Origin of the sequence: Janthinobacterium sp. FT14W (assembly GCF_009208755.1) — a bacterium.
Lineage (GTDB): Bacteria > Pseudomonadota > Gammaproteobacteria > Burkholderiales > Burkholderiaceae_D > Janthinobacterium > Janthinobacterium violaceinigrum.
The window spans coordinates 31,541-46,190 of the sequence record NZ_WFLL01000015.1 but is presented as its reverse complement, the minus strand read 5'-3'; the positions used below and the strand labels follow the sequence as shown (position 1 = coordinate 46,190).

Annotated in this window: 12 protein-coding genes; 2 read left to right on the top strand and 10 right to left on the bottom strand. The window is 64.7% G+C overall.

Annotation, left to right across the window (positions count from 1 at the left end; genetic code table 11):
• Positions 1 to 129: 129 nt before the first annotated feature.
• Both GCN74_RS12490 and GCN74_RS12485 read right to left on the bottom strand, forming a co-directional pair.
• Positions 130 to 927 (bottom strand): enoyl-CoA hydratase, encoded by a 798-nt coding sequence (locus tag GCN74_RS12490; RefSeq protein WP_152256982.1) that lies wholly within the window; start codon positions 925 to 927, stop codon positions 130 to 132.
• A gap of 43 nt (positions 928 to 970) precedes the next feature.
• A complete protein-coding gene (locus GCN74_RS12485; RefSeq protein ID WP_152256981.1) occupies positions 971 to 1,600 on the bottom strand; it encodes a GIN domain-containing protein in 630 nt (209 codons plus the stop codon).
• Between the two features lie 178 nt (positions 1,601 to 1,778).
• On the opposite strand from GCN74_RS12485, the gene GCN74_RS12480 reads away from it, so the two are divergent.
• Positions 1,779 to 2,336, top strand: a complete 558-nt coding sequence (locus tag GCN74_RS12480; RefSeq protein WP_152256980.1) for a flavin reductase family protein — start codon at positions 1,779 to 1,781, stop codon at positions 2,334 to 2,336.
• 130 nt (positions 2,337 to 2,466) lie between these two features.
• Here GCN74_RS12480 and gdhA read toward each other — a convergent pair whose 3' ends face one another.
• The 5 genes from gdhA to GCN74_RS12455 all read right to left on the bottom strand — a co-directional run bounded on the left by gdhA (position 2,467) and on the right by GCN74_RS12455 (position 9,332).
• A complete protein-coding gene (gene gdhA, locus GCN74_RS12475; protein WP_152256979.1) occupies positions 2,467 to 3,810 on the bottom strand; it encodes an NADP-specific glutamate dehydrogenase in 1,344 nt (447 codons plus the stop codon).
• 387 nt (positions 3,811 to 4,197) lie between these two features.
• Positions 4,198 to 5,445: a DUF819 domain-containing protein gene (locus tag GCN74_RS12470; protein WP_152256978.1), complete on the bottom strand. Its 1,248-nt coding sequence runs from the start codon at positions 5,443 to 5,445 to the stop codon at positions 4,198 to 4,200.
• Positions 5,446 to 5,629: 184 nt separating this feature from the next.
• Positions 5,630 to 6,991, bottom strand: a complete 1,362-nt coding sequence (gene yegQ, locus GCN74_RS12465) for a tRNA 5-hydroxyuridine modification protein YegQ (RefSeq protein ID WP_152256977.1) — start codon at positions 6,989 to 6,991, stop codon at positions 5,630 to 5,632.
• Between the two features lie 92 nt (positions 6,992 to 7,083).
• On the bottom strand, positions 7,084 to 8,472 hold the full coding sequence (locus GCN74_RS12460) for an FAD-binding oxidoreductase (protein ID WP_152256976.1): 1,389 nt from the start codon (positions 8,470 to 8,472) through the stop codon (positions 7,084 to 7,086).
• Positions 8,473 to 8,693: 221 nt separating this feature from the next.
• Positions 8,694 to 9,332: a TetR/AcrR family transcriptional regulator gene (locus GCN74_RS12455; RefSeq protein ID WP_152256975.1), complete on the bottom strand. Its 639-nt coding sequence runs from the start codon at positions 9,330 to 9,332 to the stop codon at positions 8,694 to 8,696.
• 105 nt (positions 9,333 to 9,437) lie between these two features.
• Here GCN74_RS12455 and GCN74_RS12450 point away from each other — a divergent pair, with 105 nt between their 5' ends.
• On the top strand, positions 9,438 to 10,646 hold the full coding sequence (locus GCN74_RS12450; RefSeq protein WP_226939010.1) for a TCR/Tet family MFS transporter: 1,209 nt from the start codon (positions 9,438 to 9,440) through the stop codon (positions 10,644 to 10,646).
• 28 nt (positions 10,647 to 10,674) lie between these two features.
• On the opposite strand, the gene GCN74_RS12445 is transcribed toward GCN74_RS12450, so the two are convergent.
• The 3 genes from GCN74_RS12445 to GCN74_RS12435 form a co-directional block, all read right to left on the bottom strand.
• Positions 10,675 to 10,926, bottom strand: a complete 252-nt coding sequence (locus GCN74_RS12445; RefSeq protein WP_152256974.1) for a DUF1059 domain-containing protein — start codon at positions 10,924 to 10,926, stop codon at positions 10,675 to 10,677.
• Between the two features lie 71 nt (positions 10,927 to 10,997).
• Positions 10,998 to 13,379, bottom strand: a complete 2,382-nt coding sequence (locus GCN74_RS12440) for an acyl-CoA dehydrogenase (RefSeq protein WP_152256973.1) — start codon at positions 13,377 to 13,379, stop codon at positions 10,998 to 11,000.
• Between the two features lie 224 nt (positions 13,380 to 13,603).
• The gene (locus GCN74_RS12435) at positions 13,604 to 14,647 is read right to left on the bottom strand and encodes a serine hydrolase domain-containing protein (RefSeq protein ID WP_193317059.1); all 1,044 of its coding nucleotides are present in this window, start codon (positions 14,645 to 14,647) and stop codon (positions 13,604 to 13,606) included.
• Positions 14,648 to 14,650 lie beyond the last annotated feature (3 nt).

Here is a 14,650-nt window from a genome sequence, read left to right as displayed (position 1 = left end):
CTCATTCAAGAGTACCTGACAGAACCGTAGCGAGCGGAAGGGAGAGGTGGCCGGGAAGCGCAACTGTACTGAAGTACAGTGAGCATCGCAGGCCGCCTATACCGACGCGCAGTAGGTTCGGTCAGGCGCTCAAGGCCGCGCCCAGCTGGGCGGCCGCTTCTCTAAAAAGGCAGTGACGCCTTCGTCCGCATCCTCTTCCATCATGTTGCGCGCCATCACGTCGCCCGCATACGCATATGCCTCGTCCAGCGGCAGCTGGCGCTGCCGGTAGAACATGGCCTTGCCGTAGCGGATGGCCGTGGGGCTTTTCGCCATGATCTGCTGCGCCAGGCGCGCCACGGCGTCGTCGAGCGCCGCGTCGGCCACCGTTTCATTGACCAGGCCCCAGTCGGCGGCCGTGTCGGCGTCGATGAAGCGGCCCGTCACCAGCATGTCGAAGGCCCGCTTGGGCGACACATTGCGCGACAGGGCCACGGACGGCGTGGCGCAGAACAGGCCCACGTTGATGCCGGACACGGCAAAGCGGGCGGACGCGGACGCCACGGCCAGGTCGCAGCTGGCCACCAGCTGGCAGCCGGCCGCCGTGGCGATGCCGTGTACGCGGGCAATCACGGGCACGGGCAGGGTTTGAATGGCTTGCATCACGCGCGAACATTGCGCGAACAGGGTTTGATAATACGCAAGCTGGCGCGTGGCCTGCATCTGGCGCAAATCGTGGCCCGCGCAAAAAGCCTTGCCTTCGGCGGCCAGCACCACGCAGCGCACGTGCGGCTGCCCGGCGATAAGGTTGAGTTCAGCCTGCAGCGCGGCCAGCATGGCTTCCGACAGGGCATTGAATTGCAGGGGACGGTTCAAGCGCAGGGTGGCCAGGCCACCCTCATCCTCGCGCAGCACCAGCGGCGCTGCGGTGTCATGTGTTGCGGTCATGCGGTCTCCAGCGGCCTGATGGCCTTGTTTTTGTCAGCAATGCTTATTTGGCGGCGTTGACGCTGCCGATGCCGGCGATCGACTTGTGCACGATCTTCGGCTTGCCGTAATAGGTCAGTTCGCCCATGCCGCGCACCACGGCGTTCAGCTCGCCCGAGGAATACACCTTGACGGAGCCGATGCCGTCGAAATTGACGTCGACGTTTTTCGCCAGCAAGGCTTTCGTATCGACTTCGCCCACGCCTTGCGCTTTCAGGCGCAGCCAGTCGACCTGGCCATCGGCGGCCAGGCGTCCCGCGCCCTTGTAGCTGATGTCGACCCGCGGGCCATTGAGCTTGGTCAGGATCTTTTCGCCCGCGCCTTCCGCGATCAGCTTGCGCAAGGTGGGCATGGTGATGATGATACGCGGATCGCCATCCGTTTTCTTGATATCCTTGTCCTTCATGGAGATTTTCAGCTCGCCGTCGACCACTTCCGTGATCACGCCGCTGAGGAATTTCTGGTCGCCGCGCAGCAGCAGGGTCTGCTCTTTGCCCGATTCGATTTCGATGCTGATGGGGCCGCGGATGTCGATGGCGTTGAAGGCGCCCACCGTGCGCGCCTGTTCGTCGGCATGCGCGACGCTCGCGAGGCAGGCAAGGGACAGGACGGACAACTGGAGCAGATGGCGCATGGCGGTTTCCTTGAGTAGTTGATCAGTGTATTCTAGGGCGCAAGTTCTCCGAGAGGGAGAAATTTGCGACGAACTGCACAAATCGCGGCATGGATGAGACAGCGCCGCTGCCGGCCAGGCGCGCGCCCGGCAAGGTGCCGTTCGGCTATGCTATGGCGTACCGCGTCCTGGAGACTGCATGAAAAATTACCACAAAGAAGACTATCCCGTCGCCGATATCCGCCGCTTCCTCGAACCGGGGCCGGTGGTGCTGGTCAGTTCCACCTGGAAGGGCGAGAGCGACGTCATGACCATGGCCTGGCACATGCTGATGGAATTTACGCCATCGTTGCTGGGCTGCTTCATTTCCGACGCGAACCACAGCCATGAAATGATCAAGCGCAGCATGGAGTGCGTGATCAACCTGCCCACGGCCGACATGGTCGACCAGGTGGTCGCCATCGGCAACTGCAGCGGCGAAGACACGGACAAGTTCGCCGCCTTCGGCCTGACGGCGCAGCCGGCCGAGCAGGTGGGCGCCCCCCTGATTGCCGAGTGCTACGCCAACTTCGAATGCAAGCTGGCCCAGGTGGCGGGCAATCCGAAAGGGGGCTTTTTCATTTTCGAGTGCGTGAAAGCCCACGTGGCCACGTCGCCCAAGCTGCCCGAAACCCTGCACTACCGGGGCAACGGCGAGTTCATGGTATCGGGCCGCACCATCAGCCGCAAGAGCCTGATGAAGCCCGAAATGTCGTAGGACACCTGACCAAACCTACTGCGCGTCGATATAGGCGGCCTGCGATGCTCACCGTACTTGAGTACGGTTGCGCTTCTCGGTCACCTCTCTCTTCCGCTCGCTACGGTTTTGTCAGGTGTCATTAGGCCGCCTAAATTACTCCCTGCGCCAGCATTGCATCGGCCACTTTCACGAAGCCGGCGATATTGGCGCCATCCACATAGCTGACGGAACCATCGGCGCGCGTGCCGTATTGTTTGCATGCCGCGTGGATGCCTTGCATGATCTGCAGCAAACGCGCATCGACTTCTTCACGGGGCCACGACATGCGGGCCGCGTTCTGGCTCATTTCCAGGCCGGATGTCGCCACGCCGCCCGCATTGCTGGCCTTGCCCGGCGCATACAGCACGCCGGCTGCCTCGAACGCTTTTGCCGCTTCGATGGTGGTGGGCATGTTGGCGCCTTCGGCCACGCACTGCACGCCATTGGCAATCAGGGTGCGCGCATCGTCGATGTTCAGTTCGTTTTGCGTGGCGCAGGGCAGGGCGATATCGACCGGCACATGCCATGGCGAGGCGCCCGCCGCGAAGCGCACGCCCGTGCGCTCCGCGTAGTCGCTGACCCTGCCATACAGATGGTTCTTGATCTCCATCAGGATGGCCAGCTTGTCCGGCGTAAAGCCTTCTTCGTCGATGATGGTGCCGCTGGAATCGGAGACGGTGACGACTTTGGCGCCCATGGCCATGGCTTTTTCCACCGCGTACTGCGCCACGTTGCCCGAACCGGAAACGGAGACGCGCATGCCTTCGAACGAACGGCCCCGTGTTTTCAGCATTTCCTCGGCGAAATACACGGTGCCGTAGCCCGTCGCTTCCGGACGCATCAGCGAGCCGCCGAAGCTGGCGCCCTTGCCCGTGAAGACGCAATCGGCACGGTTGCTGAGTTTTTTCATCATGCCGGCCATGTAGCCCACTTCGCGCCCGCCCACGCCGATGTCGCCGGCCGGCACGTCCGTGTCCGCACCCACATGACGGAACAGTTCGCTCACGAAGGCCTGGCAGAAGCGCATCACTTCGCCCGGGCTCTTGCCCTTCGGATCGAAATCGGCGCCGCCCTTGCCGCCGCCCATGGGCAAGGTCGTCAGCGCATTCTTGAATGTCTGCTCGAAGGCAAGGAATTTCAGCACGGACAAGGTCACGGACGGGTGGAAACGGATGCCGCCCTTGTACGGCCCGATGGCCATGCTGTGCTGGATGCGGTAGCCGCGGTTCACTTGCACTTGCCCATGGTCATCGACCCACGAGACGCGGAACATCACCACGCGCTCCGGCTCGATCAAGCGTTCCAGCAAGCCTTGTTCCGCGTATTTCGGGTGCTGTTCCAGGAACGGCCACAAGCTCTCCATGACTTCGGTGACGGCTTGCAGAAACTCGGGTTGACCCGGATTGCGTGCGGCGACATGCTGGACATACTCGTGAGCAGATGCGTATTTCATCAGAATTCCATGGAGGTAATCGGTTGTTTTGGCAACTATCATCGCAGATTTTGCACGAAAATAGTGCAGAAATTTGGTTTTGAGGGGTTTCTGCTACATTTTGGGGATTTTCTGGCGAAGCTTTGCCGTCGCTGGAAAGGCAACTGGTCTGCCAGGAAAAACAACCAAGTGACACTGCCGTTGCCGCGCCAGGGCAAGGCTGGTCCACGCCGTGGCGCGCTGGCATCGCCATGGTGCGATACCGCTGGTCACCAGCTTTTCCCGGCGCGCTGCGCGCGCTGGCACGCAGCGGTCGCCGCCATGTCCCGCGCAGAAACGACAACGCCAGCCCGAAGGCTGGCGTTGTCGTGTGTCATGCCGCTTGCCTGGCGCACGCCAGTACCCTGATCACCCTGCCATGCTGCGCAATATCAATCCCGTGATGTAGGCGCCATAGGTGCCCAGCGCATAGCCGAGCACGGCCAGCAGCACTCCCACGGGCGCCAGGGCCGGGTGGAAGGCGCTGGCGATGACGGGGGCGGAGGCGGCGCCGCCGATGTTGGCTTGCGATCCCACGGCCATGAAGAACAGGGGCGCGCGGATCAGCTTGGCGACGAGCAGCATCAGGCCGCCGTGCACGGCGATCCAGATCAGGCCCAGCAGGAACAAAAAGGGCTTGTCGAGCAGGGCTTTCAAGTCCATGTGCATGCCGATGGTGGCCACCAGCACGTACAGCATGGCCGAACCGATGGTCGAGGCGCCCGCGCCTTCGAGGCTGCGCGCCCGGGTAAAACTGAGCAGCAGGCCGAACGTGGTGGCGAGCACGACTATCCAGAAGAAGGCCGACGTCAGGCTGTAATCCTGCAAGCGCCAGGCGGCCGGCAAGGTGGTGATCCAGCTGATGATGGGGCCGGCCAGGAAATGCGACAGGCCCGTCGCGCCAAGGCCTACGCCGAGGATGATCATGATGTCTGTCAGGCCGGCAACCCGCGCGTGCTGGGCGCGGTAGCTTTCGATGCTGTCCTTGAGCGCATTGATGGCGGACAAGTCCGCGCCCGTCCAGCGGTCGAACGCGCCTGCGCGGCCGGCCAGGAACAGCAGCACGGCCGTCCAGATGTTGGCCACCAGCACATCGACGGCGACGAACTGGCCAAACAGGGTGGCGTCCACGTCAAACACTTCCTTCATGGCCGCCTGGTTGGCGCCGCCGCCTATCCACGAGCCGGCGACAGTCGTCATGCCGCGCCACGTGTCGCCCGCCACCGTTTCCGGGTGGATCAAACGCAAGGCTTCGAACGAGACGAGGGCGCCCAGCATCACGCCCAGCGTCCCGGTGAGAAACATGATGATGGCCTTGGGGCCGAGGCGGACGATGCCGCCGAAATCGATGGCCACGCACAGCAGGACCAGTGCGCTGGGCAGCAGATAGTCGCGCGCCACGGCGTACAGGACCGAGGTGTTGCCGTCGATGATGCCGAAGGTGTTGAGCAGCGCCGGGATCAGATAGCACATCAGCAAGGAGGGGATGTACGTATAGAACTTTTTCCAGAAGCCGTCCGGGCGGGAGGCGGTCCAGAAAACGGCCCCCAGGGTCATGGCGAGCAGGCCGAGGACGACGGCGTCATTGGTGATCAGGGCAGGAGTGGCAGGTGGCATCGGGGGTTCCGGTGAACGTGTCAGGAACGCACGGGATGCCGATAAGGCCCCCGGGCGCAGGGTGGCCGTATCGTATAGCAATGTTGAGGCTTAAACAAATTGTTTAAGCGCTGAGGCGCGCATTTTTACTTGTCAAATCAAACACTTACATACTGGTTTGCCACTGTGCGCCCCAGACTGGCGGTTACAGATAGCGGGCCAGCAAGGCCTTGTCCAGCGCCCCGTCGAGTTCGATGCGCACGAAGTGGCCGCTGCCCGGCGCCACCTGGATCTCGCTGCCGTCGTCGGCCAGCATGCGCGCGATGGTGATGTCGCGGTTGCCGCCCGGATGCACGGCTTCGAGGCGGTCGCCCACGGCGAAGCGGTTTTTCACTTCCACCCTGGCCCAGCCGTCCGCCACGCCCAGCACGTCGCCCACGTACTGGCTGCGGTCCGCCTCGGAGGCGCCGCGCATGTAGTTCTGGTGCGCCTGCGTGTGGTGGCGCTGGTAGAAACCGTCCGTGTAGCCGCGGTTGGCCAGGCCCTGCAGCTGGCCCAGCAGGCTGATATCGAAGGGCCGGCCCGCCACGGCGTCGTCGATGGCCTGGCGGTAGACTTGCGCCGTGCGCGCCGCGTAGTACAGCGACTTGGTGCGGCCCTCGACCTTCAGCGAGTCGACGCCGATCTTGACCAGGCGCTCGATGTGCTCGACGGCGCGCAAGTCCTTCGAATTCATGATGTAGGTGCCGTGCTCGTCTTCGAGTATCGGCATCAGCTGGCCCGGGCGCTGGGCTTCTTCAATCAGATACGGCTGGTCGGCCAGCGGGTGGCGCGGCTGCTGATGCAGGGCGGAAAACGCGTTGTTGTCGGCCTCGGCCAGCGCCCGGTGGAATTCCAGAGGCACCACCTGCATGCCGCCCAGGTCGCCGCTGGCGTCTTCCGCCGCGTTTTTCACCTTGTAATCCCAGCGGCAGGAGTTCGTGCACGTGCCCTGGTTCGGGTCGCGGTGGTTGAAATAGCCGGACAGCAGGCAGCGGCCCGAATAGGCGATGCACAGGGCGCCGTGGACGAATACTTCCAGTTCCATTTCCGGGCAGCGCTGGCGGATTTCCTCGATCTCGTCGAGCGACAGCTCGCGCGACAAAATCACGCGCGTCAAGCCCATGCGGTGCCAGAACTTCACGTCGGCCCAGTTGACGGCATTCGCCTGCACGGACAGGTGTACGGGAATCTCCGGCCACTTGTCGCGCACCATCATGATCAGGCCCGGGTCGGCCATGATCAGGGCGTCCGGGCGCATGGCGATCACCGGTTCCATGTCGCGCAAATACGTCTTCAGCTTGGCGTTGTGGGCGAAGATGTTGCTGGCAACAAAAAACTGCTTGCCGCGCGCATGCGCGCCGTCTATGCCCTCCTGCAAGGCTTGCAAGGTCGAAAAATCGTTATTGCGCACGCGCAAACTGTAGCGGGGCTGGCCCGCGTAGACGGCGTCGGCGCCATAATCGAAGGCGGCATGCATCTTGGCCAGCGAGCCGGCAGGCAGGAGGAGTTCGGGAGCGTGGCGCATGGGGGATGGGCAAAGCCGCCGATTGTAGGCGGGCGGCGAGCGCATTGCATTGCCCTGGATCAAGGGATTGCAAGGCGCTGCGCCGTGGCAGCCTAGGCGGCCGGACAGATGTTCTGGTTGGCGCGGAACAGGTTGCCGGGATCGTATTGCTGCTTGATGTGCGCCAGGCGCGGATAGTTCACGCCATACGCGTCGGCCGTGCGGCCGCTTTCATCCTCGGTCAGGAAATTGACGTACACGCTGCCCGTCGCATATGGCGCGGCGTCGTTGAAGAAGTCGCGTGCCCAGGCGATGCAGCGCGCGTCATCGGCCGGCTCGTCCCAGCGCGTGTGCACGTTCATCACGTACAGGGCATCGCGGTGCGGATAAGCCGTATCCTGGGGCGCCGGCCGGCTCGCCTGCGCGCCCAGCAAGCCGAGGAAGATTTCGCACTGCGGCGTCGGCAGCCGGCCCGCATGGCGGAGGACGGTATCGATGGCCGCGTCGCTGAGTTGCGTGAAGTTATGCGATTTCCAGTAGTTGCGCGCGCCCGGCGTGAGCAGGGCATCGAATGCCTGCTGCCAGGCCGCGTAGGGCATGGCGCCCACGTGCATGCCCAGCGGCTGGCCGAAGCTGCCGATGCGCTCGATCGCCTCCTGCATGGCGGCAGATTGCACGGGCGAAAAGACGGGCAGGACCAGCACATCCTGGCCGTGCATTTCCGGCGGCAGGAAGGGCAGCGGCGGCGCCTTGCGCAGGACGGCCCAGACGGTCAATTCATCGGGCATGCCGTCGACGAAATCGCGGTATTTCGTCAGCACCGCCTTGGCTTGCGCGTAAGGGAACACGATGAGGCCGGCGGTGATTTGCGGCCCCACCGGATGCAGCTGGAATTCGAAGCGCGTGACCACGCCGAAGTTGCCGCCGCCGCCGCGCAAGGCCCAGAACAGGTCGGGATGCTCCGTCGCGCTCGCATGCAGGAATTGTCCGTCGGCCGTGACGACATCGGCCGCCAGCAGGTTGTCGGCTGCCAGGCCCAGCGTGCGGCTGAGCCAGCCAAAGCCGCCGCCCAGTGCCAGTCCTGCCACGCCCGTGGTGGAATTGATGCCCAGCGGCGTGGCCAGGCCGAACGCCTGGGCCTCGTGGTCGAAGTCGTGCAAGGTGGCCCCGCCTTCGACGTGGGCGCGGCGCTGTTGCGGATCGATATGCACCGAGCGCATGCCCGACAGGTCGATCACCAGGCCATCGTTGCACAGGGCGCTGCCGGCGATATTGTGGCCGCCGCCCCGCACGGCCAGGGGCAGGCCGTGGTCGCGCGCATACGCCAGCGCCGCGCGCACGTCGGCCGTGCCCGCGCAGCGCGCGATGAGGGCCGGATGCCGGTCGATCATCGCATTCCAGACGGCGCGCGCGCTGTCATAGCCGGCGTCGTTCGTTTGTAACAGTTGCCCTCTCAATGAGGCTTGCAACTCATTGAGCTGGCCGTTCGTCAAGGTATTCATCGTGTACCTCCCAGCGGCTGCATGCGGTTATGGGTATGGTGACGGAAAGCAGGAGGACTGTCCCCGCGTGCCGGCCTGCATGCATCGTTTGCCAGCGCGTGGATTCATGATAGGAAGGCACCAGACGGTACGCAAGCCCAGGTGCTGGCAAATGGAACAAGGAAGTGCGAAGGACTGCGCTGCGACAGACGATGGGCCGCCTGAACGACGGGGCTGCCGCTTCAGGCGTAGGGCGTGTCCGCCATGGCGGCGTTCAAGCCCGCGTGCCCGCGGTCTACCAGGGACAGGAAGCCGGCCTTGGCCAGTTGCGCATCGCCATGTTGCGCGAAGGCACGGTGCGCCTCGACGAGGGCGGTGCTCCAGGTGGCCAGCAGCAGGCTGGCCGCCAGGTGGGCGAGGGGATCGTTCGCATCGCGCCCCGTGGCGTCGGTCAGCGCTTGCGCCACCACGTGCGCCAGCTCGTCGCGGATCGCCCGCGCCCGCGCTTTCAAGGTAGCGCTGGCCTCGACGGTGGCAATGAAGCCCTGGCCGGCGGCGGAAAACGTGACGTAGGGGCTGTCCTCGGTCACCAGCCGGTGCGCCAGCAGGCGCAGGGTTTCGATGGGCGCGATGGCGGGATCGCGCTGGCGCAGCGCCGCGCGCAGCAGTTCGCGCCCCTCTTCCTCGCGGTCGAAGAACATGTCTTCCTTGCGGGGGAAGTGGTTGAACACCGTCATGCGTCCCACGCTGGCGGCCGCCGCGATCTCGTCCACCGTCACCTGCTCGAAGCCGCGCACGAAGAACAAGCGCGTGGCGGCATTCGAGATGGCTTGCCGGGTAGCAAGGCGTTTGCGGGAGCGGAGGTCGGCAGGAATCGTCATGTTGCCACGATCATACACCAAGTGTACTGAGTACAGATAACGCTTGGCGGCGCAGCCAGGCTGGGCATACTATTTATGTACTGAGTACATATTTGGATCAAGTATATGAAAAAACCTGTTCCGATGGCGGCGCTGCCGGTCATCTTTGCCACGGTCGTGCTCGATGCCGTCGGCATCGGCCTGGTCTTCCCCATCCTGCCGGCGCTGCTGCGGGACGTCACGCATGCCGATAATGTGGCGCCGTATATCGGTGTCATGACGGCCCTGTATGCGCTGATGCAGTTCATCTTCGCGCCCGTGCTGGGCGCGCTGAGCGACCGCCTGGGCCGGCGCCCCGTGCTGCTGGTCTCGCTGGCGGGCGCCGCCGTCAATTACCTGTTCCTGGCCTTTGCGCCCAGCCTGTGGATGCTGCTGCTGGGACGCGCCATCGCGGGGGGGACGAGCGCCAACGTCTCCGTGGCCACGGCCTGCATCACCGATATTTCTCCCGGGGCGACGCGGGCGCGCCGCTTCGGCTTGCTCAATGCCATGTTCGGCGCAGGCTTCATCATCGGTCCCGTGCTGGGCGGCGCGCTGGGCGACTACGGGCTGCGCCTGCCGTTCATGGCGGCGGCAGTCTTGAATGCCGGCAACCTGCTGCTGGCGTTGCTGATGCTGCCCGAGTCCCGCCCGCCCACACAGGGGAACATCGACCTGGCGGCATTGAATCCCGTGCGCCCGCTGCGCTGGGTCTGGTCGCAAAAGCGCTTGCTGCCCATTGCCTTCATCTTCTTTACCTTCAGCGCGGCAGGCGAAGTGTATGGCGTGTGCTGGGCGCTGTGGGGGCACGACGCGTTCGGGTGGAATGGCTTGTGGATCGGCCTGTCGCTGGGTGCCTTTGGCGTATGCCAGGCACTGGCGCAGGCCTTCTTGCCCGGCCCGGCCGTCAAACTGCTGGGCGAGCGCGCCACCATCCTGGCCGGTGTCGTGTGCGCCTGCGTGGCGCTGCTCGTCATGGCCTTTGCCACGCGCAGCTGGATGATCTTCGCCATCATGCCCGTGTTTGCCTTGGGCGGCATCGGCGCGCCGGCCCTGCAGTCGCTGGCCACGCGCCAGGTTGCGGACGACCGGCAAGGCCAGTTCCAGGGCGTGCTGGCCTCGTCCGTGAGCCTCGCATCCGTGCTGTGCCCGCTGATGTTTTCCAGCATTTATTTTGGCGTGCGGGCGCACTGGCCCGGCGCGGTCTGGCTGTCGGTGCTCGTCGTCTACGCCGCCCTGGTGCCGCTCGTGCTGGGCCTGGACATCAGGGCGCCTGCCCGCAAGCTGGCGTCCTGAACGGGCCATTGCGCGCGCTCGGCACGCACTAATGCGTGTGCACGGCGCCGCTGGCGCTGCTGCCGGCCTGCCCCGTCATGGGCAAGTGTTCGGGTGGCATGCCGTCCTTGAACAAGTGGCGCAGTTGCTGGCGCAGTTCCGGCGTGTCGTGGTGATGGTGTACCGAGACGGCGTGTTCCACGGCGATGCCCAGCAGCTCTTCCTCGCTGTCGGCCGAGATGGCCACCGAGCAATGCGTGTCGCTTGGAAACTCCCGGCAATCGATGAATTTGCGCGTCATGATCGACTCCTTTCTGAACGGTGCGGGCACCGCGCCCGCTCCATCCAGTATAGGTCGCAAAGCCGCCAGGCCTAGGCCGCGCGGCTCTCGCCAGCCGGTTTCCCATCCAGGCGCTGCACGGCGCTGCCGCCCTGTGCCTGAGGCGCCGCAGCAGGCGGAAAATCATCGACCTGGATCAGGCCATCGACCAGGCGGGCAAATTCCAGCAAGGTGTTGTGTTCCTGGCAGCTGACGGAGCTTGCCGCCTTGGCCGAAGCCAGCCACTGCTGCATGGCGGACAGGCTTTGCGGCAGGTGCCTGAGGGCCGTGCCTTCGGGCGTGTCTTTCAGGCGTTTTTCGATGTGCAGCACGTCCGGCAGCAAGGCCAGCGCCCGCTCGGCGCAGGCCAGCGGATCGCCGCCGTGGCTGCCCTCGCTGGCGACATGGCCGTCGGCCAGCAGGCGCTCGCGGTCGGCGCCCGGCGTTTGCAGGGCCAGCGCCACCTCGCTGCCCAGTTCGTCCGAGGGCGGACGATGGGGCAGGCCGAAGGGGAACAGCAGCGTGCGCAGCAGCACCGCCAGCACGCGCGCGGGGAAATTGTCCAGCACGCCCGTCAAGCCTTGCTGCGCCTTGAGCAGCGCATCCTGCAGCGACCAGTGCACATAGGGCAGGTCGGCTGGCGGACGCCCATCGTCCTCGTAGCGCTTCAGCACGGACGAGGCCAGGTACAGTTGCGCCAGCACATCGCCCAGCCGGGCGGACAGCCGTTCGCGTCGCTTGAGTTCGCCACCGAGCACGAACATCGACATATCCGTCATGACGGCAAAGGCCGTCGACAGCCGCGTCAGGGCGCGGTAGTAGGGGGCCAGCGCGGGCGCGCCGGCGGCGGGCACGGCCGCCAGGCGCGCGCCGCCCAGTCCGTACCGCAGCCCTCTGGCCAGGTTGCCCAGCACGAAGCCCACGTGGCCAAAGAAAGCCGCATCGAAATCGCGCACGGCCTTGCGGCCGTCGCTTTCCTGCACTGCGGCCATTTCCTTGAGCACGTACGGATGCGCGCGGATGGCGCCCTGGCCGAAGATGATCAGGCTGCGCGTGAGGATGTTGGCCCCTTCCACCGTGATGGCGATGGGAATCTGCTGGTAGGCGCTGGCCAGGAAATTGCCGGGGCCGATGCAGATGCCCTTGCCGCCCAGGATATCCATGCCGTCATTGACGAGCGCGCGTCCCCGTTCCGTGACGTGGTATTTGACGATGGCGGAAATGACGGCCGGTTTTTCGCCCAGGTCGACGGCGTGCGCGGCCAGGGTACGCGCCGCATCCATCAGGTACAGGTTGGCGCCCATGCGGGCCAGCGCTTCCTGCACCCCTTCGAACTTGCCGATTGGCATGTTGAACTGGCGCCGCACGGCCGCATACGCGCCTGTGCCGCGCACGGCCATCTTGCCCATGCCCACGCTGGAGGAGGGCAGCGAAATGGCGCGCCCGGCCGCCAGGCATTCCATCAGCATGCGCCAACCTTTCCCCACTTGCGCCTGGCCGCCGATGACCCAGTCGATGGGAATGAAGACGTCGTGGCCCGACGTGGGCCCGTTCTGGAAGGCGGCGTTGAGCGGATGGTGGCGCCGGCCGATCACCACGCCGTCGTGGCTGGCGGGAATCAGCGCGCAGGTGATGCCCGGTGCATCGTTGTCGGACAGCAAATGGTCGGGATCGCTGGTCTGGAATGCCAGGCCCAGCAAGGTGGCCACGGGCGCCAGGGTGATGTAGCGCTTGTTCCAGGTGAGGCGGAAACCCAGGGTCGGTCTCCCTTCATGCATGCCCATGCACGCCACGCCCAGGTCGGGAATGGCGGCCGCGTCGGAACCCGCATACGGGCTGGTCAGCGCAAAGCAGGGGATCTCCGTGCCGGCGGCCAGGCGCGGCAGGTAGTAATCCTTCTGTTCTTCGGTGCCGTAGTGCAGCAGCAGTTCGGCCGGCCCCAGCGAATTGGGCACCATCACGGTCACCGCCAGCGCCGAGCAGCGGCTCGACAGCTTCATCACCACTTGCGAATGCATGTAGGCGGAGAATTGCTTGCCGCCGTATTGTTTCGGGATGATCATGCCGAGGAAGCCTTGCGCCTTCAGGTAGTCCCAGGCTTGGGGCGGCAGGTCGAGTGTCTGCTGGGTTTCCCAGTCGTCGACCAGTTCGCACAGCCGCTCGACGTCGTGCTCGAGAAAGTGGCGCTCCCCGGCGCTGAGCGCGGCCGGTCCATAGGCCAGCAGCCTGGGCCAGTCGGGCCGGCCGGAAAACAGCTGGGCATCCCACCACGTGGTGCCCGCCTCGAGGGCGTCGCGCTCCGTGTCGGACATGGTGGGCAGGATGCGCTTGAACAGCGCGAGCAGGTGCGGCGTAATCAGGGCGCGGCGCAGGGGGGCGACGGCGAACAGTAAAGCCAGGCCCGGCAGGACCACCAGCAGAGCAATCTTGAGCATGCGATATCTCCCTGTGTAATAGCTACAGGATAGGCCGATCTGGCGAACGTTACTGTGCGGTACTGCGCATAGGGGTGACGCCCGGCAGCGTGACAGTGCCGATGAAAAAAACCAGGCTGAAGGTTGCCCTTTTTGCTATGGCTTGCTGAATGTGCTGTTGAATTCCCGGTGGCCGGGGACGGAATCGGCGCACCGGCACAAGGATTTTCCAAACAAGGTCCGGCCTACTGCGCGCTTTCCATGGACGCCACGGTGTCGAAAATATGCGCGAGCGCGCTTTCCATGGCGCCGGCGGTAGCATCGCCGCTCTGGTTGGTGATGATGTAGACCCCGAGCTGATATCGGGGAACGAGGTAGGCGTAGCCTTGCGCACGCGGCACGCCGCCATGGTGTACATAATGCGTGCCCAGCTGGCCGTTCGTGCCGATGTTCCAGAAGTAACCTATGCTGAAGTCGTCCTGAAAGCGCACCAGCGGCTTGTGCGATTCGACCACCGCGGGATGGGTGCTCAATTGCAGGCGCAGGTATTTCGCCATGTCCGGCATGGTCGACTTCAGGTTGCCGGCCGCTCCCCATGGGAGTTGCGGCATCGGTGTCGTGATGACGGGATTGTCGCTGTGGTAGCCGGGCGCCAGCCGGCCGCTATCGCTGGCTGCGAGGCTCAGCCGGGTATCGTGCATGCCGGCTTCGCGCGCGAGCAATTGCGTGAGCAGGACTTCATAGGGCATGCCGTAGATGGTTTCGAGAGCGTGCGCAACGAGTTCGGTACCGGCGCTTGAATATGCGTAGTCCTTGCCCAACGGGCCGTTGAGGCTGACTGTGTGCAAGTCCTGCCAGAATTGCCGTTGTCCGTAGCCGGCGTAGGCTGCATTGAGCTTTGCCGGCGTGGCATGTGCCGTGAAATCCTTCAAGACGGTGTTCACCTGCAATGGCAGCATGCCCGGCATATTGCTGGTGTGCGTGATCAAATGGCGCAAGCGCACGGGCTGGCCCTGCGACTGCAGGTTCGGGTAGGCGGCCGGCAAATACTTTTGTATGGGATCGTCGAGCGACGCCTTCCCATCGAGCACGGCGTTCGCCAGCAGCAGGCCCGCAAAAGTCTTGCTGACTGAGCCAATTTCATACAGCGTCGTGTCGTTCGGCGGATTGGCCTTGCCGGTCTCCAGCTCGCCTTGATGCAGAATGAATTCCTGGCCCCGATAAACGACGGCAATCGAGGTCGCGTGCAGCAGTTTCGACTGCAGCAAGGTGGTCGCGGTCTCGCTCATTGC

What these genes read in the sequence shown, in the direction of transcription:
- GCN74_RS12490 (WP_152256982.1), bottom strand. Translation starts at nt 927, where the DNA reads ATGACCGCAACACATGACACCGCAGCGCCGCTGGTGCTGCGCGAGGAT.
- GCN74_RS12485 (WP_152256981.1), bottom strand. Translation starts at nt 1,600, where the DNA reads ATGCGCCATCTGCTCCAGTTGTCCGTCCTGTCCCTTGCCTGCCTCGCG.
- GCN74_RS12480 (WP_152256980.1), top strand. Translation starts at nt 1,779, where the DNA reads ATGAAAAATTACCACAAAGAAGACTATCCCGTCGCCGATATCCGCCGC.
- gdhA (WP_152256979.1), bottom strand. Translation starts at nt 3,810, where the DNA reads ATGAAATACGCATCTGCTCACGAGTATGTCCAGCATGTCGCCGCACGC.
- GCN74_RS12470 (WP_152256978.1), bottom strand. Translation starts at nt 5,445, where the DNA reads ATGCCACCTGCCACTCCTGCCCTGATCACCAATGACGCCGTCGTCCTC.
- yegQ (WP_152256977.1), bottom strand. Translation starts at nt 6,991, where the DNA reads ATGCGCCACGCTCCCGAACTCCTCCTGCCTGCCGGCTCGCTGGCCAAG.
- GCN74_RS12460 (WP_152256976.1), bottom strand. Translation starts at nt 8,472, where the DNA reads ATGAATACCTTGACGAACGGCCAGCTCAATGAGTTGCAAGCCTCATTG.
- GCN74_RS12455 (WP_152256975.1), bottom strand. Translation starts at nt 9,332, where the DNA reads ATGACGATTCCTGCCGACCTCCGCTCCCGCAAACGCCTTGCTACCCGG.
- GCN74_RS12450 (WP_226939010.1), top strand. Translation starts at nt 9,438, where the DNA reads ATGAAAAAACCTGTTCCGATGGCGGCGCTGCCGGTCATCTTTGCCACG.
- GCN74_RS12445 (WP_152256974.1), bottom strand. Translation starts at nt 10,926, where the DNA reads ATGACGCGCAAATTCATCGATTGCCGGGAGTTTCCAAGCGACACGCAT.
- GCN74_RS12440 (WP_152256973.1), bottom strand. Translation starts at nt 13,379, where the DNA reads ATGCTCAAGATTGCTCTGCTGGTGGTCCTGCCGGGCCTGGCTTTACTG.
- GCN74_RS12435 (WP_193317059.1), bottom strand. Translation starts at nt 14,647, where the DNA reads ATGAGCGAGACCGCGACCACCTTGCTGCAGTCGAAACTGCTGCACGCG.